This is a genomic window from Streptomyces sp. NPDC001663 (assembly GCF_042893105.1).
Classification (GTDB): domain Bacteria; phylum Actinomycetota; class Actinomycetes; order Streptomycetales; family Streptomycetaceae; genus Streptomyces.
Genome location: NZ_JBIAUR010000014.1, coordinates 147,835 through 174,185, shown reverse-complemented (window position 1 = coordinate 174,185; position 26,351 = coordinate 147,835). Strand labels below are relative to the sequence as shown.

The window sequence follows — 26,351 nt, the reverse complement described above, 5'->3', positions numbered from 1 at the left end:
GAAACTATCGAAGAGCGACCGGCATCTCAGAGGACAACTCCCATGGCCCAGACGGCACTTGAACGTGTATTGGCCCTGGTGGCCGACCGGCGGGACGAGTTCGACGAAAAGCGGCACGTGCCGCGCGAGGTCGTCGCCGAGTTCAAGAAGGCGGGCCTGTACCGGGCCAGTGCGCCGCGACGCTTCGGTGGCGAGCCACTGGCGCCGGCCGAATTCCTGCGGCGGATCGAGCGGATATCCGAGGTCGACGGTTCCGCGGGCTGGGTCGCCAGCTTCGGCTCGTCGCTGATCTACCTGGCCGCACTGCCGCTCGAGACGCAGGCCGAGCTGTACTCCGACGGCCCCGACGTCGCCTTCGCCGGGGGACTGTTCCCCGTCCAGCCCGCCGAGCGGGTCGCGAACGGCTACCGGGTCTCCGGCCGTTGGAAGTTCGCCAGCGGCTGCAAGGGAGCGGATGTCCTCGGCGTCGGCATCAAGGCCGGCGAGGACAAGGCCGGGCGGCCGCTCACCGCCGTACTGCGGCCCGAGCAGGTCGAGATCGTCGAGAACTGGGACGTCGTCGGCCTGCGCGGCACCGGCAGCCACGACCTCGTCGTCGACGGCGTGGTCGTACCAGAGGAGTGGACCTTCGTCCGCGGTGGCGAGCCCACCGTCGACGAGCCGCTGTACCGCTATCCGGCCGTCGCCTACGCCGCACAGGTGCTGGCGGTCGTCGGCCTCGGCGTCGCCCGCGCCGCACTCGACCATGTCATCGCCCAGGGCGGGCACTCCGGCTTCACCGGTGGACCCAAGGCCGCCGACCGGGCGACGTTCCGCATCGGCCTGGGCCGGGCCGAGGCCCAACTCCGGTCCGCGCGCGCCTTCTTCTACGAGACCACGCAGGAGGTGTGGGAGGCGGTGGAGGGCGGCGATCGGGCCACTGCGCACCAGGCCAGCCTGCTGCGACTGGCCGCCGCCCACCTCGCCGGGACCTCATTCGACGTCGTCCGGTCCGCGTACCGGCTCGCCGGCATCCCCGCCATCGCGGAGGCCGGCCCCTTGCAGCGCTATTTGCGGGACGCCTCCGTGGTCCCGCAGCACGCCTTCCTCCAGGAGGACATCTACGACGGCGCGGGCGCCGTCCTCACCGGAGTGCAGCCCTTCCCCGGCTACCCGTAGCCGCACCTTCGTGCTCGTTCCACGCCTGCCTGACACGCCTCCGACTGTGGGCTGTGCGCGGCGTTGACGCGTTGGCGTCATCGGCGGCCTTCGTGTGCCACCGCGCACGCTCAACGGGGGCGGGCCCGAGCGCCGTCCATCCGTTTTTCATCCGCGTCACAGCCTCCTGGCCTGCGGTGTGAGAGCGGCGCAACTGAATGTCACACGCGGTCTAACAGGTCGGAAACCGCCGGCTCCGGCGATCGGACTAGCGTCGTGGCATGAGGGTGTGGACGCCGTTACGGCCGCTGCTCGGCAGGCTTGGCGCAATCGGCAAGGGCAGGCCGGGGAGCCGGCACCGCGACCCGACGACTGCCGGTCGTCGGCCGGTGCCCGGCTGGGGCAGCATCCGGGGCCGGGTGGCGGTGGTCATCACGGTTCCCATCTGCCTGCTGCTGGCGGTGGCCGGTGTCGCCGTGCACGGCAGGGCCGAGGCCCTCGGCGATGCCCGGACGACCCGTGCCGAGGTCGGCCTCAGCCTGCGCATCCAGGCCCTGGTCCACCAGCTGCAACGCGAACGCGGCCTGACGAACGGCCTGTTGGGCGGCGAGAAGGACTTCCGCCCACCGCTCACCACCACGCGCAAGCGCGTTGACACGGCGCTGAGCGGACTGCGCAGCGAAAGCGCGGTCGAGGGCGTCGTCCAGCGGGACCTGCGGCGCCTTGCCGCCGTCCGTACCGCCGCCGACAAGGGCACCGCCGACCAGGCGGCGACCCTCACCTTCTACACCACCGCCATCGGCGCCCTGAACACCGTAGACCCGGTGGCGGAGACCGCGACGGGCGCGGACGCCCAACTCTCCGACGGGCTGGCCGCGTTGCGGGAACTGGCCGCGGCCACGGAGTCCGTGGCCCTCGAACGCGGCCTCCTCAACGGCGTGTTCGCGAAGGGCGCCTTCCACGGCCACGCGTACATCGACTTCACCGAGGTGCGCGCCGAGCGCGTCGCCGCCCTCGCCCGCTTCCGGCAGGTCGCCACCGCACCCCAGCGCGCGGCCCTGAACAAGGCCTTCGCAACCGCGGACGCCCGACGCGCCACCGCCTACGAGAACCAGGCGGAAGGCGCTGCCGACGGCTCCGCGCTGCGGGCCGACGCCGGCACCTGGTGGGACGTGATGACCGTACTCGTCGATGATCTGTACGCCGTCCAGCAGTCGGTCGGCGACGACGTACGGCATCGGGCCGACCGGCTCAGCCACGATGCCGAGCTGGGCCTCTTCGCCTATCTCGGCGCGGGAACCCTCATCGCCGTGCTCGTCGCAGGCCTGGCCGCCTTCGCCTCCCGCTCCCTCACCCGCCCGCTCCGCACACTCGCCGAGGCCGCCCACGACGTGGCGACTCACCGGCTGCCCGCGACCGTCGCCCGTATCCAGCAATCCCCGCAGGACCAGGTGGAGCCCCTCCCGCCGGAGTCCACGCCGGACACCCCTGACGCACGCCTGCTGGGCGGCGCGGCGGAGATCACCGCAGTCGCGGACTCCCTGCACGAGGTGGAACGAACCGCCGTCCACCTGGCCGCCCAGCAGGCCGGCCTGCGCCGCAACACCACCGAGTCGCTCGCCAACCTCGGCCGCCGCAACCAGAACCTCGTACGACGTCAGCTCGGCCTGATCACGCGCCTGGAGCGGCAGGAACTCGACCCGGACGCCCTCGGCGAACTCTTCGAACTCGACCACCTCGCCACCCGGATGCGGCGCAATGCCGAAAGCCTGCTCGTACTGGCCGGGCAGAATCCGCCGCGGCCTACGGTCGCACCCGCCGGCGCCCTGGAAGTCGTCCAGTCCGCCGTCGCCGAAGTGGAGCAGTACCGGCGGGTCCTGATCGCGACCGTCGAGCCGGTACGGGTGCGCGGGCACGCCGTCGCCGACGTCGCCCACCTGCTCGCCGAACTCATCGAGAACGGGCTGAACTTCTCGCCGCCGACCGAACCGGTCGAGGTGCACGGCTGGTACGACGCCGAGGACGACACCTACTCCTTCGCCGTCGTCGACCACGGCGTCGGCATGTCCGAGGCCGACAAGCAACGCGCCAACGCCCGCCTCTCCGACTCCGGCGAGGAGGCCCTCCTCGCCACGCCCACACGGTTCCTCGGCCACCTCGTCGTCGGCCGGCTCGCGCACCGTCTCGGCGAGGGCACCCAGGTCCACCTCTTCGACACCACCGGCGGCGGGCTGTCGGCACTCCTGGCCCTCCCCGGACGCCTGCTCGCCCCCGCCGAGGACCCCAACACCCCAGCGCCGCCCGCCAAACCCGCTGTCTCCGCCCTGCTCAACGGCTTCCGAGCGGGTGTCGCCCGTGGCGAGGCCCGGACCACTCAAGGAGCGTCATCGTGACCACCGCCGTCCAGAGTTTCGGCTGGCTCATCTCGGAGTTCGTCCGCACCGCCGACGGTGTCACCGACGCCGTCGCCGTCTCCTCCGACGGCCTGCTCATGGCCGCCTCGGACACCCTCGGCCGGGATCGCGCCGACCACCTCGCCGCCGTCGTCTCCGGCATCACCAGCCTCGCCCAGAACGCGGCCACGGCACACGGCTTCCGCGGCATGAAGCTCGTCATGATCGAAATGCTCGGCGGCTTCCTCATGGTCGGCCGCATTCGCGACGGAAGCTGCCTCGGCGTCCTCGCCACTGAGGGCTGCGACGTGGGTCTGGTCGGCTACGAGATGGCCGTCCTCGCCGACCGCTGCGGGGAACTGCTCACGCCGCAGCTGGTGCGCGAACTTCAGTCCATGCCTGCGTGAGTCGAACGTTGGCGTGCTGGACCGTTGTATGCGGCGGCGTGGCCTTGGGGTGCCGAGAGGCCGAGGTCAGGCGGCGATCGACAGCCCGATGTACGCCACCGCCACCAGGGCGAGCACGGCGGCGGGTACGGCCCGGGCCGGCGGGTCGCCGTGGCGCAGGTGCACCACGGCGGCCGCGGCCATCAGCACGGTCAGCCCGGCCGCGGCCGCCGCGCCGAGCGGCAGCCAGGCCAGGCCCGCCAACAGCCCGGCGGCCCCGACGACCTCCAGCGTGCCGACGACCCGGTACAGGCCCGGCGACATGCCGAGATGAGCTGCCGTCCGCCGCATGACCGGTACGGCGGCGATCTTCGCCACGCCCAGCGGCACAAAGACCAGGGCCGGCACAACGGCGGTGATGATCTGTGCCGTTCTCATCCCTCGGCGCTCCTGCGACCGCGGCGGTCCGCTCCCAAGTGGGCGTAGTAGTCGATGAGTTCGGGCGCGTCCACGGCGGCCGGGTTGACGACCTGCTCGACGGGCGCGCCCTGCAGCAGGCGCTTGACCGGGACCTCGAGCTTCTTGCCGGTGCGGGTGTGCGGGATGCCCGGCACTTCGAGGATCTCGTCGGGCACGTGCCGAGGCGAGGCGCCAGTGCGGATCACCCCCTTGATCTTCTCCCGCAGCGCCTCGTCCAGCACCACCCCGGCCGCCGGGACCACGAACAGCGGCATCCAGTAACCGCCGTCCGGCTCCTCCGCGCCGATGACCAGCGCCTCCGCGATCTCCGGGAGCCGCTCGACGACATCGTGGATGTCGGCGCTGCCCAACCGCACGCCGTTGCGGTTGAGCGTGGAGTCGGAGCGGCCGTGCACGATCACCGAGCCGTGCGAGGTCACCGTGATCCAGTCGCCGTGCCGCCACACACCCTCGTACGCCGAGAAGTAGGCGTCGCGGTAGCGGGCGCCGTCGGGGTCGTTCCAGAACGACAGCGGCATCGACGGCATCGGACGGGTGACCACCAGCTCACCGACCCGGTCCACCACCGGGAACCCCTCGGCGTCGTACGCGGACAGCGCCACGCCCAGGTGAGGCGCCGACAACTCGCCCGCCCAGACAGGGGTGTTGGGCGCGCTGCCCGCGAAGCCGGAGACGATGTCGGTGCCGCCGCTGATGGAGGCGAGCAGTACGTCGGCGCCGACGTGGTCGCGCACCCAGGGGTAGGCGGAGGCCGGCAGTGCGGAGCCGGTGCAGCCGACCACGCGGATCGCCGACAGGTCGTGCACGGACGGGTCGATGCCGAACTTGGCCATGCCCAGCAGGTATTGGGGGCTGGTGCCGAAGACGGTGACACGGTGGCGGGCCGCCAGCTCCCACAGGACGTCGGGGCGGGCGAACGGGGCCGGGCTGCCGTCGTATGTGCACGTGGTCGCGCCGGTCAGCAGGGTCGAGACGACCAGGTTCCACATCATCCAGTGCGTGGTGGTGTACCAGAGGAGGCGGTCGCCGGGGCCGAGGTCCGAGTGCAGGCTCAGCGTCTTGAGGTGCTCCAGTACGACGCCGCCGTGGCCGTGCACGATGCCCTTGGGCAGACCGGTGGTGCCGGAGGAGAACACGACCCACAGCGGATGGTCGAACGGCACGGGCGTACAGGCGAGTTCTTCCGTACGGGTGGAGGCGTCCTCCCAGGGCACCACCAGCGACGGGTACGCCCGCGACGGCCAGGGCAGGCCCACATGATCCACCAGCACCGCCGCCTTCAACGTCGGCAGGGCGCGGGCCAGTTCGAGCGCGGCGTCGCGGCGGTCGTGCGTGGTGCCGTTGAAGAGGTAGCCGTCGGCTGCGATCAGTACGGTGGGCTCCAGCTGGGCGAACCGGTCGGCAGCCGCATTGGGGGCGTAGTCCTGCCCGCACACCGACCACACCGCACCAAGGCTCGCGGCGGCCAGGAACACGACGATCGCATGCGGGGTGTTGGGCAGATAGCCGACGACCCGGTCGCCCTTGCTGACGCCCAGGTCGCGCAAGGTGGCGGCGACGGAGGCGACTTGGGCGCGCAGCCGCTGCCCGGTCACCTCGTACCCGGAGCCGGTCTCGTCGAGGGCGACGATCGCCACGTCCTCGTCGGCGAGGTTGCGCAGGGCGTGGTGCGCGTAGTTGAGGGTGGCGCCGGTGAACCAGCGGGCGCCGGGCATGGTCTCCTCGGCCAGCACGCTCTCGTACGGGGTGTCCGCGTCGATGTCGAAGTACTCCCACACCGCAGCCCAGAAGCCCTCCAGGTCGGTGACCGACCAGCGATGCAGGGCGGCGTAGTCACCCGCGTCGATGCCCTGGCGCCGGGCGAACTCGGCGATGCGGCTGGTGTCCGTCGTCTCCGGGTCGGGCGTGAAGAAGGGCGCCGGGGATGGCGTGCTCATCGCGTCGTACTCCTCAACAGGCTTTGCGGGGCGGTTCGTTGGGACCGGAGAGGGGCTCGGGTGGTGTGCAGTAGGGACGCCCAGGCGGCCGTACCGGTGAAGTCGCGGCCGCCGGACGGGACGACGTCCATCACGATGCGGTCCGGCCGCAGCAGCACGGCGTCGGCCCGCGCCTCGTGCAGCCATTCGGCAAGGCTGCCGTCGTCGCCGAGGCCGGTCACGGAGACGGTCCGGGCGCCGAGACCGTCGACGACCGTCTGCGCCGAGGGGGAGAGTGGCGCGGCGGTCAGCACGGCGAAGGAGTCGCCGAGCAGGTCGTCGAGGCGGGCGCGCCGGCCGTCGACGACGACCCACGGCTGCGGACAGTGGCGGCCCACCAGATCGCGTCGGCCGAGGCGGAAGCGGCGTCGTACGAGCGGTCCGGCGGTCAGCGCCGGGCTGAGGTCACGGCCGACTGCCGCGGTCAGGCCGGGGATGCGGACGGCCGCGCCCAGGGCGCCGCGGCGCAGGGCGGCAGCACCGTCCTGGCCGCCGGTCATGGCCCAGCCCATGGCGACCGCGAGCCGGATGACATGCCGGGCGTGGGGTTTGCGTTCGCCCTCGTACGTGTCCAACAGCCGCTCGTCGGCGCCCTGTTGGAGGACACGGGCGAGCTTCCAGGTCAGGTTGTAGGCGTCCCGCAGACCCGCGCACAGCCCCTGCCCGATGAACGGCGGGGTGAGATGAGCCGCGTCGCCGAGGACGAAGACACGCCCCCGGCGCCAGCGGTCGGCGATCCGGGCCCGGAAGGTGTACTGCGCCTGCCGTAGCACCTCGAAGTCGGCGCCGGACGCGAGGTCCAGCCACGGAGCGAGCAGCTCGCGCAGCCGCTCGTGGTCCGGTTCCGCATCGTCGGGCAGCCGGAACTCCCAGCGGTAGCGATCCTCGCCGACGCGCATGAAGGTGGCCGGCCGATGCGGGTCGCAGATCTGCTCGACGCCCTCCCAGCAGCGCACATGCGCCTTGGTCCGGACGTCGATGACCGTCCAGCGCTCCTCGAAGTGCAGGTCCTCCCATACCGCGCCGATGGCCTCGCGGGTCAGGCCGTTGGCGCCGTCGCAGCCGAGCACGGCGTCCGCCCGCAGTACGTGTTCGCGCTCGCGGTCGCGGTAGGTCACCCGGGCCGGACCGTCGTCGTCCTGCTCGACGCACGTGACCTCCACGCCGCCGCGCAGGTCGCACTCCGGTGTGCGGTCCAGCGCCTCGCGCAGCACCCGCTCCAGCTCGGGCTGGTCGAACATGCTGGTCTGCGGGAAACCGTGCGCCCCCTGGACGGCACGCGGGAACTCGGCCATCACCCGGTGGCGGGCGTCCAGGAGCCGCAGCCCACGTGCCGGGCGGGAGATCGCGGCGAACTCCTCGGCGACACCGGAGGTTTGGAGGATGCGGCAGACCTCGTCGTCGGTGGCGACGGCGCGCGGGAGGGGGTAGACATCGTGGTGGCGTTCGAGGAGGACGCTCCTCACGCCGCGCCGGGCGAGCAGGAGGGCGGCGGTCACGCCCACGGGTCCGGCTCCGACGATCACCACGGGTACGTCTGTCGAGTTGTGCTCGACGGTCATGTGCGGCTCGCTTCGGGTATCAGTTCGCGTCGGTCACGGAGGTGCGCTGTTCGCCGAGGTCGATGCGCCCGTCCGGCGTGGCGATGGTGGCGGTCACGAGGTCGCCCGCGTGCAGGTAGTGCGGGTTCTTCGCCTGGCTCTTGAAGAACGCCTTCCACTTCGCGGCGGGCGGCAGCAGCGAGCCGATCTTCTCGACTGCCTTGGGCGGCGCCTTCAGAGCCGTGCCGCCGGGGGTCCCGGTCAGCAGCAGGTCACCCGGCTCGAGCGTCTGGAAGCGGGCCAGCAGGGTCAGCGCCTGCGCCGGACGGACGATCATGTCGGCCAGGGTGCGGTCCTGACGCAGGTCGCCGTTGACGCTCAACTTCAGCCGCAGATCGAGGAGATGGGCGAAGTCGTCCGGCTCCAGCAGGGCGAGGTGGGGCCCGGTGGGCGTGAAGGTGGGGTACGACTTGCTCTCGTAGAACTGGGTCTTGGTCAGCTGTACGTCGCGGGCGCTGACGTCGTTGGTGACGACGAGCCCGGCGACGTACGAGGGCAGATCCCGCTCCTCGACCACGGTGCCCACCGGCAGCGGCGCCCCCATGACAAGGCCGAGCTCGACCTCGTAGTCGAGGAATTTCACGTGCGACGGACGCACGATGGCCTCACCGGGGCCGCTGACCGAGCCGGACGCCTTGCGGAAGAACGCGGGTGGGATGTCGCCGGTGAAGCCCGAATCGCGGGCGTGGCTGCGGTAGTTGACCATCTGGGCGACCACCCGGCACGGGGTGGTGACCGGGGAGAGGGCGACCAGGTCGGCGACCGGCGTGCCCGCCTCACCCGAAAGCGCCGCCTCTCGTACGGCGGCCCGGTCGGCGAGGAGTTCGGCAGTGGTGACGGCCTTCGTGTCGACGGGGACGGCGCGGTCGCCGAGGACGACCCACCAGCCGTCGGCGGTGCGCAGGACGTTGGTGCTCATGTCAGTGCCTTCGTAAGGGAGTCGGGCGAGGAGGGGAGTCAGGAGTTGGCGGCCTTGAGCAGGCCGAAGAGTCGTGCGGGGTCCATCTCGTTGTCGCCGCGCAGCGCCTCGATGACATCGCGGACCCGCTGCGGCGAGGGGCTCGCGCCGAGGAAGTCGCGGGTGGCCGGCGGGCCCCACTGGGCCAGCCCGCTGGTCGACATGGGCGCCCAGCCGGGCTCGACGTCGCAGGAGAACAGGTCGCCGTCGGCGAAGTGCTCCAGCATGAAGTGGTCGGGATCGCGCCAGTAGTCGAAGAGCTGGCTGCCCTGGATGTGCCTGCCGATGCCCCAACTGCGCTTGTAGCCCCGCTCCTTGAGGTACTCGCCGCCGGCCGCGATCGAGTCCAGGTCGGTGACCTGGTAGGCGGAGTGGACATAGCCGTTGCCCGGGCCCAGATGCATGGCCAGCGTGTGGTGGTCGACGGCCAGGCCGCCCTGGTCGCAGCGGATGAACGCCATCGTCGGCCCGCGCCCGCGCTGCCCGTCCAGGAACAGGAAGTCGGACACGATCATGCCGAGGGTGTCCAGGTACCAGTCCAGCGCTCGGGCGAACACCCGTGTCTCCAGGACCACATGGCCCAGCCGCTGGATGCGGGACGGCTCGCGGGGCGGGCGCTGGGTGGCGTTCGTACGACGGTGATCGGTGCCGAAGTTCAGCAGCAGCGGCTGCTGTTCGGGCAGCGCCGGCAGCTGCTCGCCGCAGTGCACCACGCGCACCGGGAAGCCCGACGGGTCGAGCAGGTTCACGACCTTGCCGCCGCCGGGCACGTCGGCGTCCCGCACGTCCGTCCCCGTCACCCGGGCGAGCCGGTCCAGGTCGGACCGCTCGGCGGCGCGGAAGGCCGTGCCGATGAAGCGGGAGGTCCGCCCGCGCCGGATCACCATGCAGGGCGAGCCCGCGAAGGTGCCTCGCAGCCAGAGGCTGTCCGGAGTCCGGGCGGCCACCGAGAAGCCGAAGTCCCGCGCGAACACTTCCGCCCGCTCCGGATCGGGCTTCTCGAACTCCAGCCAGGCCAGGTCCGCCACCTTGATCACCGGGTTGCGGGACCGGCCGGGGTGTTCGCCGCGCTGGGCACCCTGCTCACTGTGCAGGTCCTGATGGGCCGTCCTGGACATGACGTCCTCCAAGCAACATCGTTGTAATGAGGAAATCATCAGCATTGAAACTTTCATCGTCAAGACCTGACCGCAAAGAAGCTGAGAGTTTCGTCAGAACTGCAATGGTCGTGTCACGGTTGCTAGACTCGCGCGTATGCCCACGTCAGCCCCGCCCCGCAACCGCTTCGAACGGCGCCGCGCCGAGACCCGTCAGGCGCTGGTGCGCGCCGCCCGGCAGATACTGGCCGAGACCGGGGACACCAGCGCGAGCATCCAGGCGATCGCGGAACGCGCCGACGTCGGCTTCGGCTCCTTCTACAACCACTTCGAGTCGAAGGCGGAGCTGTTCGACGCGGCGGTGAAGGACGCCCTGGAGGAGCTCGGCCAGACCTTCGACGAGCATCTGGAGGGCATCGACGACCCCGCGGAACTCGTCGCGGCGGGCTTCCGTCTCAGCGCCCGCCTGGCCGACGCCCAGCCCGAGCTGATGCAGGTGCTGCGCCACCGCGGGCTCAGCCACCTCCACTCCGACTCGGGCCTGGCCCCGCGCGCCGTGCGCGACCTGGAGGTCGGCGCCGCCTCGGGCCGCTTCACCGTGTCCGACCCGGTGGCCGCGCTGACCGCGCTGGGCGGTTCCCTGCTGGCGCTGCTGGAAATGCGCTTCGCCCGGCCCGAGCTCGACGGCGACGAGGCCGCGTCGAACCTGGCCGAGCTGCTGCTGCGCATGCTGGGCGTCCCGGCGGAGGACGCCCGCGACGTCGCGCGGCGACCGCTGCCCGATCTCGACTGACGCCGGGCCGCGGGTTCACGCGGACGACGAACTCGGGCGGAACGTAACCGACTTGCCGGTGAAGCGGGCGTCGATCCCGTGCTCCGTCGCGGTGACCGACCGCAGGCGCAGGCCCTTGGGAACGTTCTGCAGGGGAATCGGATCCTTCAGGGCCCTGTCGAGCATCGCCTTGGCGGGAGGGATCAACTCGCCCCGCGTGACGCGGAGATCCGTGAAGGCGACGCGGTTGCCGGAGGCCGCCGAGACGGCCGCACTCACGGTCACGTCACCGACGAGCGGCAGGCTGACCGTCGCATCGACGCGGCCGGGCTCGTCGCCCTGCGAGACGTCCACGCCGAGCGCGTCCGAGAGGTCGTCGTACGACAGGAAGGCGGTCGCCTCGACGCTGCCCGCATGAGCCGTGTCGGCGCTGCCCGAGGTCTTGAGCCGGTCGAGACCGACGGTCAGCTTCGTCACCGGCAGCGGCCGGGTGGATCCCCGGGCGGGTATGTGGCGGGCGGTGATGTCCACATGCCGCAGGCTGCCGCTCGCCAGCTGCGTCAGCACGGGAAACCCGCTGACGTGCACCGAAGGTCGCTGCGGGGTGTCCATGCCGTCCTGGAACGCGCTCGCCGTACGGCCCTCCGCGCGGGCCGCGGCGACGCGGTCGACGGCGACGGCGCCGACCAGCAGGGCCGCCAGGGAGGCGATGGCGATGATTTTGCGGCGCCGTCGCGGGGACGGGGGGCTCGCATAGACGGAGGCGTCGCCGTAGTAGGGCTCGCCCACGGGCTCCTCGTCGTACTGGGACTGGTACATGGCTTTCCTCTCGAGGTGTGGAACTACTGGGTGGCGACGAGTGAGGGAGCGCTGAGTTCGCGGACTCGCGCGGCGGCGAGGTCGCCGTCCACTCCCACCGCGATCAGGGCGGCCGTCGCGGTGCGGGTGCCGTCGTCGCTCCAGGTGCCGGCGTTCACGCACTCCAGAAGCGCGAGGATCAGCCCTTCGAGGGCCCGGCTGAGCGGCTCCGGCGGGACGCTGGTGTGAAAGACGCCCTGCCGCTGCCCTCGCTCGGTGATCGCCGTCGCCGTGGCGCGGGCGGGACCGAGGATCTCGTCCACGCGGTCCGCCCCCAGATCCTGCGGCGCGAGTCTCAGCAGCGTGCGATAGCGGTCGCCCACGGGCCACAGGGCCAGGACGAAGCGGGCCATGGCGGTGACCGCGTCGGGGCTGGGACTCGTCACGTCCGTCAGGGCGCGCCGCAGCGCCTCCGCGGCGTCCGCGACGAGCCCCCCGACCAGCGCGGACCGGCCGGCGAAGTGGTCGTAGACGGTACGGCGCACCACACCGGCAGCCTCGGCGATGTCGCCGAGGCTGCTGTCGGGGTCACGGCCGAGTTCCTGCCGTGCCGCTTCGAGGATGCGGGCCCGGGTGAGCTGTGTCTGGCGGCGTCCACCGCCTGTGACGTGCGGGTTGGTCATGTCGGACCTCCGGTCGACGGGGAGGGCGGATTCGATACTTGCACATGGACGGGTAATTAACTAGTCTGCACATCGTTGGGCAAATAACTGTCCGTCAGTGCCGTGGCCGTGCCCGCGCTGCTTCCGCCGATCCGCAGATCCCCGTATCTGCCCCTCGCCCTGGAGAGCCCCCGATGCCGCTCTTTGTGAACACACCCGCCGAGAAGATGACGGAGCCCTATCCGCGGCGCTGGTGGGCCCTGCTCGTGCTCTGCCTGAGCCTGCTGATCGTCGTCATGGCGAACACGTCCCTGATCGTGGCCGCGCCCGACATGACCCGTGACCTCGACCTGACCAGCAGCGATCTGCAGTGGGTCATCGACGGCTACACCGTCCCCTACGCCGCGCTGATGCTGGTGCTGGGCTCGATCGGCGACAAGTACAGCCGCCGCGGCGCGCTGATCCTGGGCCTGCTGATCTTCGCAGGCGGTTCGGTGATGGGCGGCCTGGTCCACGAGACCGAGCTGGTCATCGCGGCCCGCGCGATCATGGGCGTGGGCGCCGCGGTGGTCATGCCGGCGACCCTCTCCCTCCTCGTCGCGGTCTTCCCGAGGGCCGAGCGCGCCAAGGCCATCACCGCCTGGAGCGCCACCTCCGGCCTCGCCATCGCCGCCGGCCCGCTGGCCGCCGGCTGGCTGCTGGAGAACCACGCCTGGGGCTCCACCTTCCTGATGAACGTCCCCATCGCGGTCCTCGGCGTCATCGGCGCCGCGCTCCTGGTGCCGCCGTCGAAGGCGGAGAAGATGGGCGGCATCGACTACGTGGGCGGCCTGCTCTCGATCGTCTCCGTCGGCTCCCTGGTCTACGCGACCATCGAGGGCCCGCACTTCGGCTGGGGCGTCGGCCCGATCACAGCGGCCGTGGTCGCGGGTGTCGGCCTACTGGCCTTCGTCGCCTGGGAGTTGCGTCACCCGCATCCGATGCTGGACGTCCGCAAGTTCAGGGAGCGCCCGTTCAGCGGCTCGATGCTCGCGGTGCTGTTCTTCTTCTTCGGCACGTTCGGCTCGATCTACTACTCCACGCAGTTCCTTCAGTTCGTCCTCGGCTACAACGCGCTGGAGACCGGCATACGACTGCTGCCGCTGGCCGGAGCCGTCTTCGTCGGCGCCGCGGTGACCGGCAAGCTGGCGCCCAAGCTGGGCGTGAAGCCGGTGGTCGGCACCGGCATGGTGATCGGTACTGCGGGTGTCTTCCTGCTGACGCGGATCGAGTCGGGCTCGACGTACACCGACTTCCTCGCGTCGCTGCTGATGCTCGGCTTCGCGATCGGCCTGAGCCTGTCCCCGGCGACCGACACCATCATGGGCTCCTTCCCCGAGTCGGAACTGGGCGTCGGCGGCGGCGCCAACGACACCGCGCTGGAACTCGGTTGCTCCCTGGGCATCGCGATCCTCGGCTCGCTGCTTGCCACGTCGTACAAGGACAAGCTGGCCGACCTGGTCGGCGGCCACCTCCCGGCCGCCGCGCTGGACACCGCCAAGGACTCGGTCGGCGGCGGCCTCGCGGTCGCCGAGCAGGTCGCGAAGAACCCCGACGGTGGCCCCCAGCAGGCCCAGTCCCTGGTCGCCGCGGTCCACGAGTCCTTCGCCCACGCCATCGCCCACACCAGCCTCATCGGCGCGATCATCATGGCCGCCGGCACGATGATCGTCATCGCGGTCCTGCCCGGCCGCAAGTCGGCCGGCAAGCACCGCCAAGAGGAGCCGGTGGCGGCCGAGGCCGACCGGGACGAGGAGTACGCCGACTCCGTCCAGTGACCCGGCCCCGTTCCTGGGAGTCCTGCCCGGCCTCGTCCTGTCGGGGCCGGGGAACGGTGTCCAGGGAGCCCCGTCAGGACTGGGCGAGCTGCTCCACCCGCGCGTGCAGATGCTCGACGGCGTCCTCGGACTCCGGCTTCATCAGCACGCTCCTCAGGATCCGGGCCCCGTCGGCGTCCGCGCCGACCTTGGGATGCCGTACGGCGAACGCCTCGCGGCTCGCCCTGAAGGTGCTCAGGAACACCGGGTCCGGGCCGGCCATACCGTCGGCGAGGATGCGGGCGGAGGCCGCGTCGATGCCGGACAGGGCGGCCGGTTCGACGGTGGGGAAGTAGCTGACAATGTCCAGCTCGGGCTGTTGGTAGAGCTCCAAGTGCTCTGATACGGCGATGAGTTCCGCCCACCTCACGGCGGCCCGTCGGCCGGCCGCCAGGACCCGGCCGAGGCCGTCCGGTGTCGGTGGCAGCAGCCGGAACGTGAGCCACAGGGCCGCGGCGGCCGCCCCCGCCCGGGAGCACTCCAGGCTGATCTCGCCGAGATGGAGTTCGGTCGAGGTGAAGTAGGTGTACGGCGAGTCGTGGAGGTAGAAGCGGCCGACCTCGGGGTCGCGGAAGAGGACCGCGCCGCAGCCGTAGGGCTGCAGGCCGTGCTTGTGCGGGTCGACCACGACCGAGTCGCACCGGGCGATGGCCAGCCAGGGCCCGGGCGGGAGTCCCTCCGGTCCGTCGGCGCCGACGAGCAGGGTGAAGAAGCCGCCGTACGCGGCGTCGACGTGGACACGGACGCCGTGGCGCTCGGCGACGGGCAGCACCTCGTGGACCGGATCCACGGCACCCAGCCCGGTCGTGCCGGTGGTCACGACGACCGTGCCGATCTCGCCGGAGCCCAGGACGTCCTCGAGCGCATCGAGGTCCATGCGGCCCCGGCTGTCGGTGTGCACCGGGTGGCCGGTCATGCCGAGGACGTGGCACATGCGGCCGTGGGTGTAGTGGGCGTCCTCGCTGTAGGCGATGCCCCGGCCTGGATGGAGTTCGCGGGCCACGAACAGGGCTTCCAGGTTGGCGATCGTGCCGCTGGTGGTGAGGTGGCCGAGGTGGGTGTCGTAGCCGAACATCGCCGCGAGCTGTGCGACGACCTCACGTTCCATTGCCGCGGTGGCGGGACCGCCGTCCAGGGCGTGGTTGTTGGGGTTGATCAGCATGGCGGTGAGATAGCCGACCACGGCGGCGAGGTGCGGGGGCTTGAGCATCTGACCCGCGTAACGCGGATGGAAGAAGGGGTAGTTGTCCTTGAGTCTGCCCGTGAAGTCCTCGAAGACCGCCGCGAGGCGGTCGTCGTCGACTTCGAGCGACGGGTGTGTGCGGTACGGGCCGAAGGTGTCGGCCCACTCCTGTATCGCGTCGGTGGCTCGGCCGAGCCAGTGCTGCAGATCCACTGTGCTCTCCCTCTCTCGCGGGTGGTGCCGCACACCATAGGATTTCATTGACTACTCAGCAATTGACTGCTCAGTGATTGAGACAGCAGTAGGTGAGTCGGCAGTAGGTGACCTGACAGTAGGGTTCGTACGTGAATGCCAGAAGCTCCCGGAGCCATGAGACCGCCGCAACCCGTGCCGCCAGCAGCCCGCTGGTGCGCGATTTCGGCCTGCTGATCAGGTCCGCCACCCGCATCGAGCAGCGGATCGACAGCGCGGTGCGGCAGGAGTGCGGCATCAGCCACACGATGCTGGAGGTGCTGATACGGCTCTGCCGCAAGCCCGGCGAGGAGGTCTCGCAGCGGCAACTCGCCGACGACCTCACCCTCACCAGCAGCGGCACGACCCGGCTGGTCGACCGCATGGAGGAGGCCGGGCTGGTCCGCCGCGTGCCGTCTCCCGGGGACCGCAGGGTGGCCCTGGTGGAGCCGACCGACGAGGGCCGGAAGGTGTTCGTCAGCGCCGCGGCCGTACACGCGCGTGTGGTGCAGGAGTGCTTCGTCAAGCCCCTGACCGCCGACGACTACACCCGGCTCACCCAGGCGTTGGGCGAGATCGACAGGGCCCTGCGCTCGGAGGGCGGGTCACACTCGTAGGTTTCGCCGCCCGGTTGAACTTGACCCTAGATTCCGGGTTGCCCTGGTGGCCCGGCGCAAGGAGCGGCTGGACGCGCTCGTCGAGCAGCTTGCCGGTGAGGGCATGGAGGCGGCCGCCTTCTCCGCCGACCTTTCCCGGCCTGCCGAGGTGCCCGCTCTCGTCGACGCGATTCGTGACCGCTTCGGCCGTATCGATGTCGTCGAGTACGGGCCGATCAGCGGCGAGCAGGGATTCACCGCGGCCGCCCGGCTGGACGCGGCCACCCTGGAGGGTCTGCTCCCCTTGCTGCTGCTCACCCCCGTCGAGGTGGTCCAGGCCGTGCTGCCGGAGTGGACCGAGCGCGGCGACGGGGCCTTCCTGCTGACGCACGGCTACTCGGCGGCGCAGCCGCTGCCCCAACTCAGCGGTGTGGGACCGGTGATGTCCGCCGCCCGCAACTACCTGTACTCCCTCAACGCCGAACTGGCCGGCACCGGTGTCTACGCCGGAACGCTGACCATCGGGGCCGCGATAGGCCGCAGTGAGATGGGCGAGGCGGCCGCGGCCCGGATCGAGGTCGAGTCGGCGGACGGCACGCAGTTCCCGGTTGTCGACCCGGACGAACTCGCCGAGCACTACTGGGACATGTACGTCAAGCGTGACCGAGTCGAACGGTTTCACCCCGAGACGCTGACTCCGCAGGCCGCGGCGTAGCAGCCGCCGTCAGGCCTCCTGCAGCACCGGGGCGGCAACCTCACCCGACCCACGGACGATCAGCCGGGTCGGAACGGTGACGGTGCGTGCTCGGGAGCGGTCGCCGTCGAGGCGGGCGAGGGCGGTTGTCGCAGCCGCCCTGCCGATTTCCTCGGGGTCCTGGGCGACGACCGTCAGGGCCGGTTCGAGCGCCTCGGCGAGCGATACGTCGTCGAAGGCGACGACGGCCACGTCCTTGCGCTTGCTGCGGGCGAGTTCGGCCACGCTGCCCAGCGCCATGATGTTGTTGCCGGCGAACAGGGCCGTGGGCGGATCGGCCAGATCGAGCAGGGCCGAGGTGACGGCCTCGGCCCCCTGCTGGTCGTGTGCGCTGACGACGAGCGAGCGGTCGTAGGCGATGTCGGACTCCTGCAGGGCGGCGCGGTAGCCGGCCAGACGCTCGCGACGCGTGTAGAGCTTGGTGGGCAGGTCACCGATGAAGCCGATGCGCCGGTGCCCGTGGGCGATCAGGTGGGCGACGCCATCGTGGGAGCCCTCGCGGTTGGAGCTGACGACGCTGTCCGTGGACAGTCCCGCACCCGGACGGTCGATGAAGACGACGGGCAGGCCCCTGGTGCGGTGGGCCTTGAGGTGGGAGTGGTCGGCGCCCACGGACGGCACGACCATCAGGATGCTGACGCGGCGGGCGAGGAACTTGTCCGTCAGCGCGCGCTCACGGTCGGGATCGTCCGCGGAGGAGCCCATGAGCAGGGTCAGTCCGCGGTCGCGGACGGTGTCCTCGATGCTCCTGGCCACGGCCCCGAAGAAGGGGTTGGCAAGGTCGGGGATGACCAGTCCGACGGTGGTGTCCGGTCCGCCCACGCGGATGTTGCGGGCCATCAGGTTCGGCTGGAAGCCGAGTTTGGCGACGGCGGCGAGAACCTGTTCCCTGGTCTCGGCGGAGGCGGGTCCGTCCTCGTTGAGGACGCGGGAGACGGTCTTGGCGCTGACGCCCACTTCTCGGGCGACGTCTGCCAGCGTCGGGCGGCGGTTCGCTGCCATGGAGGAAACAGTCTCCTGTGCTCGTCGGTTCCGACCGCGGCCTCGGCCGGAACCTGTGAGTGATTCAGTTGGCCTGAACTCCCGCGGCCTTCGCGGCCTCGGAATCCGCTACGACAGTACCTCCGGCCGCATCGACGGTGAGCGCGCCGGTCATGATGGCGACGACCTCCGCCATGGAGTAGTCGGACGGCTTGATCACGGCAGCACGCTTACCCAGCCGGTGGACGTGGATCCGGTCGGCGATCTCGAAGACGTGCGGCATGTTGTGGCTGATCAGGACCACCGGCATGCCCTTGTCCCGGACGCGGCGGATGAGGTCCAGGACCTGCCCGGACTCCTTCACGCCGAGCGCGGCCGTGGGTTCGTCCATGACCACGACGCTGCTGGCCCAGGCGACGGATCGGGCGACCGCGACGGCCTGCCGCTGTCCACCGGAGAGCGTCTCGACCGACTGCGTGAGCGAGCGCAGACCGATCTTCAGGTCGGCCATGTGCTCGGCGGCCTCCTGGCGCATGCGCTTCTTGTCCAGCATGCGGAAGACACTGCCGAGGACACCGGGGCGGCGCAGTTCGCGTCCGAGGAACATGTTCGAGGCGATGTCCATGGAGGCCGCCACGGCGAGGTCCTGATAAACCGTCTCGATGCCGTGGGCGCGGGCACTCTGCGGACCGGAGAAGGTGATGGGCTTCCCGTTGAGCCGTATCTCGCCCGCGTCGGGGACCACCGCGCCGGTGAGCGCCTTGATCAGGCTGGTCTTGCCGGCGCCGTTGTCGCCGATGACGGCGAGCACCTCACCGGGCAGCAGGTCGAAGTCGGCGCCGTCGATCGCGGTGACATGGCCGTAGCGCTTGACCAGACCGCGGGCCTGCAGCACGGGCGTGGGGGAGGAGGTGGCGGTCATCGGGCCTTCTTCCGGGAGATCTGGTCGACGGTCACCGCGAGGATCACCAGGATTCCGGTGATCAGGGTCTGGTAGATGGAGGCGACGCCCATCAGCTGCAGGCCGTTGCGGAAGACGCCGACGATGAGGACGCCGATGAAGGTGCCCAGCACCGAACCGCGCCCGCCGAAGAGGCTGGTGCCGCCCAGCACCACGGCCGTGATGCTGTCGAGGTTGTCGGTCTGGCCCGCCTGCGGGTCGCCGACTCCGGTGCGGGAGATGAGCAACAGGGCGGCGATGCCGTAAAGGAGACCCGCCACGGTGTAGATGCCGATGGTCAGGCGGGAGGTGCGGATGCCGTTCAGGCGGGCCGCTTCCTGGCTGTTGCCCAGGGCGTAGACGTGCCGGCCCCAGCTGGTGTTGCTCAGCGCGTACGCGAGGAGGAGGAACAGGGCGATGGTGACCAGGGAACCGTAGGTGATGTCGGTGTGGCCGAGCGGGAAGGTCTGGCCGAGGGCCGTCAGCGGGCCGGGCAGGCCGGTGACCGTCTGCTCCTCGGAGTAGATGTGGGTCAGCGCGAACGCCACGTTGAGCATGCCGAGGGTGACGATGAACGGCGGCAGCGGGATCTTCTGCACCAACAGCCCGTTGAGCAGGCCGAATCCGGCGCACACGGCGATGCCCAGGGCGATGGCGACGAGCGGGGGCAAGGTGCCGTTGGCGGCCATCTTGGCGATCATGATGCTGCCGAATGCCATCACTGCACCGCACGACAGGTCGATGCCCGCCGTGAGGATGATCAGGGTCTGGCCGATGGCGAGCGTGCCGACGACCATGACCTGCTGCACGATCAGCGAGAAGTTGCCGCCCGTGAGGAACTGGTCGGTTGAGATTGAGAAGAAGACGCAGGCCAGGAGGAGGGCGACCAGCGGGCCGGTGGTCGGTGCCGTGAGCAGTCTGCGGGCCGCGGTCGGCACTTTGAGCTCGGCGTACGGCGAGGACTTGCTCGGGGGCGTGGTCGTGGCTGTCATGCGAAGTCCTTGTCGGAAGACAGATGTCCGTGTCCGTCCTCGTCGCAGGCGTCGGAGGACAAGGAGACGAGGGGGCGGCCGCCCCTGGTCGGGGAGGAGGGGCCGGCCGCCCCGCTGAGGGGGAGTGGCGGAGTCGTACGGTCCTGCGGGGCGGCTCAGCCCCAGCAGTTCTGCAGGCCGAACGCGGTGTCCTTGGACGTGACACCGGCCTGTGCCTTGTCGGTGATCAGATTGACGCCGGTGTCGGTGTAACCGGACGCCTTCTTGCCGTTCTTGGCGTACGTCACCACGGCCTTGACGCCCTCCGCGGCCATCTTCAGCGGGTACTGCTGGGACGTGGCGGCGATCTTGCCGTCCTTGACCGCCTGGGTGCCGGTGCAGCCGCCGTCGACCGAGACGATCAGTACGTCCTTCTCCCGGCCCTTGGCCTTGAGCGCGGTGTACGCGCCCAGCGCGGCCGGCTCGTTGATCGTGTAGACGAGGTTGATGTCGGGCGCCTTCTGCAGACAGTTCTCCATCGCCGTCTGGCCCTTGGCCTGGTCGCCGCCGGTGTCCTGGGCGCAGGCGACGTCCTTGTCCGTGGCGCCGAAGCCCTGCAGGAAGCCGTTGTGCCGCTGCACGCCCACGGAGACGCCCGGCGCGAGGTCGAGGGTCGCGATCTTCGCGGTCTTGCCCTTCATGGCGGCCTTGGCGTACTGGCCGATGAGCTTGCCGGCGTTGAGGTTGTTGGTGGCGAAGAGTGCGTCGACCGCGCTCTGCGGCTCGGTCGGGGTGTCCAGGGCGATGACCAGAACGCCCTTGGCGCGGGCCTTCTGGATCGCGGGCACGATGGCCTTGGAATCGCTCGGGGTGATCAGGATGCCCTTCACACCGGAGGCGACCATGTTCTCGATCGCGGTGACCTGACCGGCGTTGTCACCGTCGAACTTGCCTGCGGCGCTGACCAGTTGGGCGCCGTCCGCCTTGGCGGCCTTCTCCGCGCCCTCCTTCATCTTCACGAAGAACGGGTTGGTGTCGGTCTTGGTGATCAGACCGACCTTGATGCTGCCCGAACCGGCGCTGGTGGAACCCGACTTGGAGCCGGACCCGCAGGCCGTCAGCGTGAGGGCCGCGACGCCCATGACCGCGGCGACTCTGAGCAGAGGGGAGGACAGACGAGTGGTGCGAGGCATCTTCGACTCCTGTGAGATGGCGAGCGGCACGGGGGCTGGGGATGACTACATGCCGCCCGGTGTCATCGTTGACTTATGTCATCGTTGACACCGCATGGCGAGGATGATGGACTCCGGCTCCGGGAAACGTCAATGCCTTGCGCTCGTCACAAATCGGCAAACACCGGCGGCCGCCGCCCACCCCGGCCGTCCGGCAGTCGCGCCACGACGTACCCGCTGCGTCCGTACGTCCGTCAGAGAAGAGCAGCTCATGAGCCTGCGCCAGATCACCGTCCTGGGAGAGTGCGTCGCCGACGCCTTCACCGAACCCGCGAACACCACGAACGAACTCGCCCTGCGGGTGCTGCCGGGCGGCGGACCTGCGAACACGGCGGTGTCTCTGGCCCGCCTCGGCACCCCGGCCCGCTTCCTCGCGCGTCTGTCGGGCGACGTGTTCGGCCGGCTGTTCCGCGGCCACCTGGAGGCGTCGGGGGTGGACCTGTCGGACGCCGTTGCGGCGGCGGAGCCCAGCACGCTGGCCGTGGCCGAGCTGGACGCCCAGGGGCAGGCGGCGTTCTCGTTCCACGCCCAGAACACGGCCGACTGGCAGTGGACCACCGAGGAGTTGGCGCGGGTGGACCTGTCCGACACCGCCTGCGTGCACACCGGATCCCTCGCCCTGGTCCAGCAGCCCGGGGCGGCCGTGGTGGAGGACTTCCTGGCGGCGGCCGCCTCCGCTGCGACCATCAGCATCGACCCCAACGTCCGGCCGCTGCTCGTGCACCCCGACGCCTACCGGGCCCGTCTGGCTCACTGGTGCGCCCTCGCCGACGTGCTGCGTCTGAGCGAGGACGACCTGGAACTCCTGCTGCCGGGCACCGCGCCCGAGCAGGCGTGCGACATCTGGCACGCGGCCGGAGCGCGGCTCGTCGTGATCACCCGTGGTGCCGACGGTGCACTGGCCTCCCTCGACGGCGAACGGGTGCAAGTGCCCGCCGTACCGACGGCCGTCGTCGACACGGTCGGGGCGGGGGACTCCTTCACCGCCGGCCTGCTGCACCACCTGGGCGCCCGCGGACTCCTCGGCGGCCGACTGACGGAACTCGGCCTCGACGACGTGGCGGAGGCCTGCCGGTTCGCCACCCGGGTCGCGGCCCTGACCTGCACGGTTGCCGGTCCCAACCCGCCTTGGCGGAGCCAGTTGGAGCAGCTTGCCGCGGCCGATCCCGCGTGACGGGTACGTGAGCGGCGTAGCGGGAGATCACGACCGAACCGTTGACGCGGCTGCGGGAGCGAGGTCATCATCAGGCCCTCGATGTCATCGATGACACAAGTCAACGATGACACCTTGGCTGCACCGCGGGCGAAGACGTCACCAGGAGACGTCATGCGCTCTGGACCCACCCTCCTACCGCGGCCGACCCCATACCGGCCCGACCACGAAGGACTCGACACCGTGAACAAGACCCTGCTCGCCGAGTTCACCGCCCGCGAGGGCACGGAGGACGAGGTCTCCCGGCTGATCCTGGAATACGCCAAGAAGGTGCGCGAGGAAGAGGGCAACCTCGCCTTCGACGTCTACACCAGGGCGGCCGAGCCGCGCGCCTACTGGATCTTCGAGGTGTACCGGGACGAGGACGCCTTCCAGGCCCACCTGAAGGCCCCGTACGGCGGCCCGTTCAACACGGCTCTCACCCCGCTGATCGAGGAGGACGCGTCGGTGCTGACGTTCCTCGACCCGCTCTCGTGACCGGCGGCGATCCGGACCGACGCAAACGCGTCTGAACGGCAGGGAGCGGGTGAGTCATACCCGTTCGCCATGGACGTCCGTCGAGACGTGGTCGCGCTCGAACCCGAGCTTTGCGAGGACTTCCTGTACGTCGTTGTCTGCGCGTGCGGCATCGCCGGCGACGTCGGCAAGCTGATCACTGCCGCGCAGGCGCGGTACTGTCCCGCAGTGTCTGGGCTTCCTCGATGCAGCGGCGATCGAGGCGTAGACCGGCTACCCCATCCGCGCCGGCCACCTGCAACACGGTCAACAAGTGGGGGTCGGGCATCCGAGTGCGGTGCCGGCCTGGTCGCGGGCTGCCCGAGCGGAGCCCGTGGACAGCTGTCGCGGGCCCCGGTCGGACGGGCGGATCAGCGCAGTCCGGCGAAGAGATCGTTCTCGGGTACGGCCGCGCCGGTGGCGTCCTGGACACGTACGAAGGTCTCCATGCCCATCAACTCGCCGAACCTCTCCTTGCCCATTTTGAGGAAGAAGATGTTCTCGCCCTGACTGGCGTGCGCGGCCAGCGCGTCGAACTTCTGACCGCTGAACGCGGTGGCGTCCACCCACGTGGTGATCTCATCGTCGGGGAGACCGATCTCGGCCATCGCGGCGGCCTCGGCGGGATCCGGCTCCGGCATGTCCGGATGAAACTCGCGCATGATCTCCCCGAACCGCTTCATCATCGAGCGGGGCATCGTGGTCCAGTAAACCTTCGGTGTCAGCGCGGTCATCTCCAGCGCCGCCATCGTGATGCGGTGGGCCTGGATGTGGTCGGGGTGGCCGTAGAAGCCGTTCTCGTCGTAGGTGACGACCACATCAGGTCGGTAGTGCCGCATGAGTTCCGCGAGTCGGGCCGCACCCTTCTGCACGGGGGTCTGCCAGAAGGAACCGGGGGCGTCGTTGCTCGGCCAGCCCATCATCCCGGAGTCGGCATAGTCCAGCATCTCCAGATCGCTGACCTTCAGGACGTCACAGCTCGCCAGCAGTTCTTGACGGCGCATCAAGGCGACCGCCGCCGGATCGTGGCCGGGATCGCCCGGCTTGACACCCCCCGGTCCGTCACCGCAACCGCCGTCGGTACACGTCACGAGAACCGTGCGGATGCCTTCCGCCGCGTACCGCGCGAGGACCCCTCCGGTTCCGGTGGCCTCGTCGTCGGGGTGAGCGTGCACTGCCATGAGCGTCAAGGGCCGGTCAGTCATGAGTCAGTCCTCCTGCAGAAAATACGTCTTGGTCCAAGTAGCGCGGCGGGTGTACCGCGATCCTGGGGCCCGGATCCTGATGGGACGGACGACCTCGTTTTCTCCGTGTCCCCCGCCCATGCGGCACCGGTCCCTCGGTCGATGCAACCGTGCCGGCCGGACCGGCTGTTCCCGGCGCGGCCGCATAGCCTTCCAGACCTGGGGCGACCAGAACGGCTGAGACACCTGGGCGTCCGAAAATCTCAGTTGATCTGGACCCTGGCGTATGAATACTGACTGTCGTCTCAGTTGATCCGGTCTGCTTCCGGCGTTTCGAATTGGACCAGTGGAAGGGCCTGCGAGAGTTGACCATGCACGATGACGAAGTGGACGTGACCACCGAAGTCGTCGCGACCTTGATCCAGGAACAGTTCCCTCAGTGGAGTGGCAAGGCAATCCAACGCCTGTCGTCGACCGGGACGGTAAACGCCATCTTCCGCATCGGGAACGACCTCTCTGCGCGTTTCCCACTGCGTCTGACCGATGCTGCCGAAGTGCTGGCGGTTCTGGAACAGGAAGCCCGGGCGAGCGCGGAGCTGGCACAGGTGTCTCGGTTTCCCGCCCCGGAACCCGTCGCCTTGGGAAAGCCCGGAGCGGGTTACCCCATGCCGTGGTCGGTCCAGACATGGTTGCCGGGCACGGTCGCCTTTGACGCCGACCCGAGTGGGTCGGACGCTTTTGCCGAGGACCTTGCGGCCCTCATCTCAGCCCTCCGGCACGCCGAGACGCGGGGGCGGCTTTTCAGCGGCGAAAGTCGTGGCGGCGTTCTCGCTCACCACGACGATTGGATGGCGAAGTGCTTCGAGGAGAGTGAGGGGCTGCTCGACGTGCCCCGTCTGCGCCGGGTGTGGAGCCACCTTCGGGAATTGCCACGCACGGGTGCCGACGTGATGAGCCATGGTGACTTGATTCCCGGCAATGTACTGGTCGCGGGAGACCGGCTCAGCGGCGTACTCGACACCGGCGGCTTCGGCCCGGCCGACCCCGCGCTGGATCTGGTCAGTGCCTGGCACCTGTTGCAGCCAGGCCCGCGGGAAGTGCTCCGGCGGAGACTGCTCTGTGACGATCTGGAGTGGGAGCGCGGCAAGGCATGGGCGTTCGAACAGGCGATGGGTGTTGTCTGGTACTACGTCGAGAGCAATCCGACGATGAGCAGAATGGGGCGCCGGACACTCGACCGCATTCTGGAGTCGATGGAGTGATGTCGCCCCGATCGTAGGCCGTGCAGCGACTGGACTGGATGGCAGGGAACGCCGTGGACGGGGTTCGTTCAGGGACGCTGGAGAAGATCGGCGACAAGCCGGAGCGACCGGAAGTCGCTCGACTTCCTGGGCTCGGCGGACGAGGCGCTGCTGGATGTCGGGTTCGCGGACAAGGCAGGCGAGACGCCGGCCGCATGATTGCCTGTTCCTGGAGAGCAGTCCCGTCTCGCATTTGAAATTGGGCTGGACAACAAACAACCCCAGGCAGCTGACCTGGGGTTTCACAATGCGTCTCATCGACGTCCAGGAAGAGCAGGGGGAGGCCTGCACCATCGGCCATGGTCGTCAGCCGTCGGCTGCGGCCGGTGCTGTTGGTATCACCCGCACGCCGGCTTCACGAACGGCCGTACAAGTCGCGTCGTCTTCCGGTGCGTTGGTGATGAGCACATCCAAGTCTTCGGGGCCGCAGATCTTCACCATGCCGGTGCCGGGGAACTTGCTCCTGTCGGCGAGGAGGGCCACCCTGTCGCCGGCGGCGATCATGGCGCGCCGGGCGGGCACCTCGGCCACGGTGGTGTCCATGACCTGGCCCCCGGGCCGCAGGCCGCACGCGCCCATGAACAGCCAGTCGGCGTGGACTTGGCGGAGGTTGTCCTCGGCCATGAAGCCGTCCAGCATGCGTGACTCGCGGATGACCATGCCGCCGAGCAGCATCAGCTCGATGTTCTCGTCATCGCTCAGTTCGTCGTAGACCGCGAGGTTGTTGGTGATCACCGTGAGCCGGCGGCCGCGCAGTTGAAGGGCCAGCCGGTGGACCGTTGTGCCGCTGTCGAGGATGACCGATTGGCCGTCCTCGATCAGGGTGGCCGCTCGGGCGGCGATCGCGTCCTTCTCGTCCACCCACACCGCGGCCGCCTCGTCAAAGGGCGGCGGCTCCTCCTCGATGACCGCTCCGCCGTGCACCCGGGTGAGACGCCCGTCTGCCTCCAGTTTGAGGAGATCGCGGCGGATGGTCGCCGCACTGGCATCCAACTGCTCGGCGAGGTCGGTCACGGAGGCGGTGCCGCCGGAGCGCAGGGCCTGCAGGATGAGTTGGTGTCGTCGTTCTGCCAGCACGAACCGGACACTACACGCTGTCGGTCGATGCAACCTGCCCAGGTTTGGCTGCAGTTGACGACTGCGCGCACCCAGCG

The 26,351-nt window shown here is 70.0% G+C and carries 24 protein-coding genes and 1 pseudogene; 11 read left to right on the top strand and 14 right to left on the bottom strand.

Features of this window, described 5'->3' with window-relative positions; all coding sequences use genetic code 11:
- Positions 1 to 42 precede the first annotated feature (42 nt).
- The 3 genes from ACFY1L_RS38440 (at position 43) to ACFY1L_RS38430 (ending at position 3,937) form a co-directional block, all read left to right on the top strand.
- The gene (locus ACFY1L_RS38440) at positions 43 to 1,158 is read left to right on the top strand and encodes an acyl-CoA dehydrogenase family protein (protein ID WP_388835226.1); all 1,116 of its coding nucleotides are present in this window, start codon (positions 43 to 45) and stop codon (positions 1,156 to 1,158) included.
- A gap of 260 nt (positions 1,159 to 1,418) precedes the next feature.
- Complete coding sequence (locus ACFY1L_RS38435) at positions 1,419 to 3,530, top strand: nitrate- and nitrite sensing domain-containing protein (RefSeq protein WP_388835223.1); 2,112 nt, start codon at positions 1,419 to 1,421, stop codon at positions 3,528 to 3,530.
- Positions 3,527 to 3,937 carry a roadblock/LC7 domain-containing protein gene (locus ACFY1L_RS38430; protein ID WP_388835220.1) on the top strand — a complete coding sequence of 137 codons (411 nt, stop codon included), beginning with the start codon at positions 3,527 to 3,529 and terminating at the stop codon, positions 3,935 to 3,937. The genes ACFY1L_RS38435 and ACFY1L_RS38430 overlap by 4 nt, the downstream gene beginning before the upstream one ends.
- Positions 3,938 to 4,003: 66 nt before the next feature.
- On the opposite strand, the gene ACFY1L_RS38425 is transcribed toward ACFY1L_RS38430, so the two are convergent.
- From ACFY1L_RS38425 to ACFY1L_RS38405, 5 genes are read right to left on the bottom strand one after another with little or no spacing between them, the layout of a single operon-like run.
- Complete coding sequence (locus ACFY1L_RS38425; RefSeq protein WP_388835217.1) at positions 4,004 to 4,354, bottom strand: DoxX family protein; 351 nt, start codon at positions 4,352 to 4,354, stop codon at positions 4,004 to 4,006.
- The gene (locus ACFY1L_RS38420; protein WP_388835214.1) at positions 4,351 to 6,333 is read right to left on the bottom strand and encodes an acetoacetate--CoA ligase; all 1,983 of its coding nucleotides are present in this window, start codon (positions 6,331 to 6,333) and stop codon (positions 4,351 to 4,353) included. The genes ACFY1L_RS38425 and ACFY1L_RS38420 overlap by 4 nt, the downstream gene beginning before the upstream one ends.
- Positions 6,330 to 7,934: a bifunctional 3-(3-hydroxy-phenyl)propionate/3-hydroxycinnamic acid hydroxylase gene (locus ACFY1L_RS38415; protein ID WP_388835211.1), complete on the bottom strand. Its 1,605-nt coding sequence runs from the start codon at positions 7,932 to 7,934 to the stop codon at positions 6,330 to 6,332. Before ACFY1L_RS38415 ends, ACFY1L_RS38420 begins: the two co-directional genes overlap by 4 nt.
- 19 nt (positions 7,935 to 7,953) lie before the next feature.
- A complete protein-coding gene (locus ACFY1L_RS38410) occupies positions 7,954 to 8,892 on the bottom strand; it encodes a fumarylacetoacetate hydrolase family protein (protein WP_388835208.1) in 939 nt (312 codons plus the stop codon).
- A gap of 38 nt (positions 8,893 to 8,930) precedes the next feature.
- Positions 8,931 to 10,049, bottom strand: a complete 1,119-nt coding sequence (locus ACFY1L_RS38405) for a VOC family protein (protein WP_388835204.1) — start codon at positions 10,047 to 10,049, stop codon at positions 8,931 to 8,933.
- Between the two features lie 136 nt (positions 10,050 to 10,185).
- Here ACFY1L_RS38405 and ACFY1L_RS38400 point away from each other — a divergent pair, with 136 nt between their 5' ends.
- Entirely contained in the window at positions 10,186 to 10,821 is a 636-nt protein-coding gene (locus ACFY1L_RS38400) for a TetR/AcrR family transcriptional regulator (protein ID WP_388835201.1), read from the top strand.
- A gap of 15 nt (positions 10,822 to 10,836) precedes the next feature.
- On the opposite strand, the gene ACFY1L_RS38395 is transcribed toward ACFY1L_RS38400, so the two are convergent.
- Together ACFY1L_RS38395 and ACFY1L_RS38390 are read right to left on the bottom strand one after the other, a co-directional pair.
- A complete protein-coding gene (locus ACFY1L_RS38395) occupies positions 10,837 to 11,619 on the bottom strand; it encodes a DUF2993 domain-containing protein (protein WP_388835198.1) in 783 nt (260 codons plus the stop codon).
- Positions 11,620 to 11,642: 23 nt separating this feature from the next.
- A complete protein-coding gene (locus ACFY1L_RS38390; RefSeq protein WP_388835195.1) occupies positions 11,643 to 12,281 on the bottom strand; it encodes a TetR/AcrR family transcriptional regulator in 639 nt (212 codons plus the stop codon).
- Positions 12,282 to 12,454: 173 nt separating this feature from the next.
- On the opposite strand from ACFY1L_RS38390, the gene ACFY1L_RS38385 reads away from it, so the two are divergent.
- A complete protein-coding gene (locus ACFY1L_RS38385) occupies positions 12,455 to 14,077 on the top strand; it encodes an MFS transporter (RefSeq protein ID WP_388835192.1) in 1,623 nt (540 codons plus the stop codon).
- 73 nt (positions 14,078 to 14,150) lie between these two features.
- On the opposite strand, the gene ACFY1L_RS38380 is transcribed toward ACFY1L_RS38385, so the two are convergent.
- Complete coding sequence (locus ACFY1L_RS38380; protein ID WP_388835189.1) at positions 14,151 to 15,512, bottom strand: pyridoxal phosphate-dependent decarboxylase family protein; 1,362 nt, start codon at positions 15,510 to 15,512, stop codon at positions 14,151 to 14,153.
- A 131-nt stretch (positions 15,513 to 15,643) separates the two neighbouring features.
- On the opposite strand from ACFY1L_RS38380, the gene ACFY1L_RS38375 reads away from it, so the two are divergent.
- Both ACFY1L_RS38375 and ACFY1L_RS38370 read left to right on the top strand, forming a co-directional pair.
- Positions 15,644 to 16,147, top strand: a complete 504-nt coding sequence (locus ACFY1L_RS38375) for a MarR family winged helix-turn-helix transcriptional regulator (RefSeq protein ID WP_388835187.1) — start codon at positions 15,644 to 15,646, stop codon at positions 16,145 to 16,147.
- 46 nt (positions 16,148 to 16,193) lie between these two features.
- Positions 16,194 to 16,841, top strand: coding sequence for an SDR family NAD(P)-dependent oxidoreductase (locus ACFY1L_RS38370; protein ID WP_388835184.1), 648 nt, complete (start codon positions 16,194 to 16,196; stop codon positions 16,839 to 16,841).
- Between the two features lie 9 nt (positions 16,842 to 16,850).
- Here the strand turns inward: ACFY1L_RS38370 and ACFY1L_RS38365 are convergent, their stop codons facing one another.
- From ACFY1L_RS38365 to ACFY1L_RS38350, 4 genes are all read right to left on the bottom strand, one after another.
- Positions 16,851 to 17,882: a LacI family DNA-binding transcriptional regulator gene (locus ACFY1L_RS38365; RefSeq protein WP_388835181.1), complete on the bottom strand. Its 1,032-nt coding sequence runs from the start codon at positions 17,880 to 17,882 to the stop codon at positions 16,851 to 16,853.
- A 64-nt stretch (positions 17,883 to 17,946) separates the two neighbouring features.
- Positions 17,947 to 18,783 (bottom strand): ATP-binding cassette domain-containing protein, encoded by an 837-nt coding sequence (locus ACFY1L_RS38360; RefSeq protein ID WP_361255398.1) that lies wholly within the window; start codon positions 18,781 to 18,783, stop codon positions 17,947 to 17,949.
- Positions 18,780 to 19,793 carry an ABC transporter permease gene (locus tag ACFY1L_RS38355; RefSeq protein WP_388835177.1) on the bottom strand — a complete coding sequence of 338 codons (1,014 nt, stop codon included), beginning with the start codon at positions 19,791 to 19,793 and terminating at the stop codon, positions 18,780 to 18,782. The genes ACFY1L_RS38360 and ACFY1L_RS38355 overlap by 4 nt, the downstream gene beginning before the upstream one ends.
- A 155-nt stretch (positions 19,794 to 19,948) precedes the next feature.
- Complete coding sequence (locus ACFY1L_RS38350; protein WP_388835174.1) at positions 19,949 to 20,965, bottom strand: sugar ABC transporter substrate-binding protein; 1,017 nt, start codon at positions 20,963 to 20,965, stop codon at positions 19,949 to 19,951.
- A 250-nt stretch (positions 20,966 to 21,215) separates the two neighbouring features.
- Here ACFY1L_RS38350 and ACFY1L_RS38345 point away from each other — a divergent pair, with 250 nt between their 5' ends.
- The 3 genes and pseudogenes from ACFY1L_RS38345 to ACFY1L_RS38335 form a co-directional block, all read left to right on the top strand.
- Positions 21,216 to 22,178, top strand: coding sequence for a carbohydrate kinase (locus ACFY1L_RS38345; RefSeq protein WP_388835171.1), 963 nt, complete (start codon positions 21,216 to 21,218; stop codon positions 22,176 to 22,178).
- Positions 22,179 to 22,400: 222 nt separating this feature from the next.
- Positions 22,401 to 22,694, top strand: coding sequence for a putative quinol monooxygenase (locus tag ACFY1L_RS38340; RefSeq protein ID WP_388835168.1), 294 nt, complete (start codon positions 22,401 to 22,403; stop codon positions 22,692 to 22,694).
- Between the two features lie 69 nt (positions 22,695 to 22,763).
- A pseudogene (locus ACFY1L_RS38335) lies at positions 22,764 to 23,002 on the top strand (hypothetical protein); the annotation flags it as partial.
- 81 nt (positions 23,003 to 23,083) lie between these two features.
- Here ACFY1L_RS38335 and ACFY1L_RS38330 read toward each other — a convergent pair.
- Positions 23,084 to 23,917: a PIG-L family deacetylase gene (locus tag ACFY1L_RS38330; protein WP_388835165.1), complete on the bottom strand. Its 834-nt coding sequence runs from the start codon at positions 23,915 to 23,917 to the stop codon at positions 23,084 to 23,086.
- A gap of 350 nt (positions 23,918 to 24,267) precedes the next feature.
- Between ACFY1L_RS38330 and ACFY1L_RS38325 the strand changes: the two genes are divergently transcribed.
- Positions 24,268 to 25,158: an aminoglycoside phosphotransferase family protein gene (locus ACFY1L_RS38325; protein ID WP_388835162.1), complete on the top strand. Its 891-nt coding sequence runs from the start codon at positions 24,268 to 24,270 to the stop codon at positions 25,156 to 25,158.
- Between the two features lie 345 nt (positions 25,159 to 25,503).
- Here ACFY1L_RS38325 and ACFY1L_RS38320 read toward each other — a convergent pair whose 3' ends face one another.
- On the bottom strand, positions 25,504 to 26,274 hold the full coding sequence (locus ACFY1L_RS38320; RefSeq protein ID WP_388835159.1) for a DeoR/GlpR family DNA-binding transcription regulator: 771 nt from the start codon (positions 26,272 to 26,274) through the stop codon (positions 25,504 to 25,506).
- Between the last annotated feature and the right edge of the window lie 77 nt (positions 26,275 to 26,351).